The sequence below is a fragment of the Bifidobacterium sp. W8114 genome, from assembly GCF_016101165.1.
GTDB classification, from domain to species: domain Bacteria; phylum Actinomycetota; class Actinomycetes; order Actinomycetales; family Bifidobacteriaceae; genus Bombiscardovia; species Bombiscardovia asteroides.
The window spans coordinates 1-1,924 of the sequence record NZ_JACFRA010000018.1; the positions used below are offsets into that span (position 1 = coordinate 1).

Here is a 1,924-nt window from a genome sequence, read left to right on the forward strand (position 1 = left end):
TGAGTTCTCAAACCACCACCACACCAACAGCTCCAAGCCCTCCGAAGAGTTCTCATCACTGCCGGGCAGCAAGAAGTAAACTTACCACGAGCCGGGCAAAACGCAACCTGGCCCCTCCGAAAAGACCCTCAAAACAAGCTATAACAAGCCCTCAGACGGCGTGTCGTTGCATGTCCCTTTTTAACTTTAGACATCGCGAAGATGGGAACTCAGCGCACTGCCACGGCTTCATGCACACATTTTATTCACAAGGAGACGATCAGGCCCCAGCTCCATTGGCGTGTCGGCTTAGTCCCTTCATAGTCCTTTTGAACTCTGCTCATAGTCGGCTGTATCCAATGCGGAGTTCACCTTCCGTTCTCGACCGCCAGTCATCCACAGCCTACGAATATGAATGTTGATATAGATGTATGTTCGCGCACTATGTTGGTCTGCGAGTCATGGATTCTGTTGACGGATGGTAAGACGGGTGTATGAGCACAACAATTGCAGTACTGACCGGGGCGGGAATCTCGACTTCCGCCGGCATACCGGATTTTCGCGGGCCTGACGGGGTTTGGACCAAGCATCCCGATCAGATGAACGTTTATGACTTGGACCTGTTCATGAGTGACCGGAAGCAGCGGGAGTATTCATGGCGGTGGCAGAGGGAGTCACCAGTCTGGAAGGCCCAGCCCGGAGTAGCGCACAAGGCACTGGCCAGGCTGGAGCAGGCAGGCATGCTGAACCTGCTGGCTACGCAGAACTTCGATGCCCTTCACGAGAAAGCCGGCAACTCCGAGGATGTCATCGTCAACCTTCACGGGACCATCGGCAGTTCCCATTGCATGAAATGCGGTCAGGCATATCGGACGGCCGACATCATGGCCAAGCTCGATCAGGAACCCGATCCACACTGCCACAAGCCCATGCCCTACCAAGGCAACATGCCTTGCAATGGCATCATCAAGACTGATGTGGTCTATTTCGGTCAGGCCCTGCCCGAGGGAGCCATGGAAAAGAGCATGAGGCTAGCCAGCCAGGCTGATCAATTCTGGGTGATCGGCTCCACTTTGGAAGTGTATCCAGCAGCTTCGCTGGTGCCGGTGGCAGCCCAGGCGGGCGTGCCAATCACCATCATGAACATGGGCTCGACCCAATACGATTCCCTGGCAACCCGACTCATCCACGAACCTATCGAAGAGGCACTGCCCAAACTCGTCGACAAAACCATCGCCGGACAAGGATGATTCCCCAATCGCTCCGCGCAATTACTGGAACAGATCTGCGATCTGCAGGTTTCTGATGGGCCCTGCAAGAACCTGCAGGGCCCACTATGGCAATCCTTGAGCCGTCTTCCGTCTCACTACAGACAAACTCCACTTGTACCGGTCCCCTGTCAGCGTCGTTTTGGAACCCCGGCACCCCCTATCACGCGGATACTCTGCATCAGGAAGCGAACCTCTGCCCCAGAAGAAGGACAGCGAATCGATTCCGGAAGCCAAAGTCTTCCCGCCCGAGCAAAGTATGATGCCCTGGACATGCCCTAATCAGCACCGGCAGAGTCGATTCTTTGCTCCAAAACACCCATGGCCACGTCACAATGATCAGTGGGTACCCCGCTGGCTTCCAGCCATACATCCCAGCGGAGCCTTTTCATCCCCGATAGCATACTTTTAGTAGAGCCTAAGCCTGAAACGCCTTGTCCCAACAGAGCTCCGACGCTTCCAATATAGAATCTAAATCTCTGATAGTCACCAAGTAGATTAAACGTGTAATAGCCGAGCTCAAACTCGCCTGAAAGACATGATCACGAGTCCAAATTCATCGGGGAAAGCACCGGCGCCACTCGCCAGCGGAAAAACGACCGTTTTTGGAACAAATGGTGATTCCTGGAGAATTTGATTCTTTTTGTTGAATTGAGTGTTTCAAAACTCGTCTAAAA

General features: G+C 53.7%; 1 protein-coding gene. It reads left to right on the forward strand.

Features of this window, described 5'->3' with window-relative positions; translation table 11 throughout:
• The first annotated feature begins 473 nt into the window (after nucleotides 1-473).
• The gene (locus tag H3T89_RS08810) at nucleotides 474-1,229 is read left to right on the forward strand and encodes an SIR2 family NAD-dependent protein deacylase (RefSeq protein WP_198204066.1); all 756 of its coding nucleotides are present in this window, start codon (nucleotides 474-476) and stop codon (nucleotides 1,227-1,229) included.
• The last annotated feature ends 695 nt before the right edge of the window (nucleotides 1,230-1,924 follow it).

Coding starts and splice junctions, on each gene's coding strand:
- H3T89_RS08810 (WP_198204066.1), top strand. CDS start 474: ATGAGCACAACAATTGCAGTACTGACCGGGGCGGGAATCTCGACTTCC.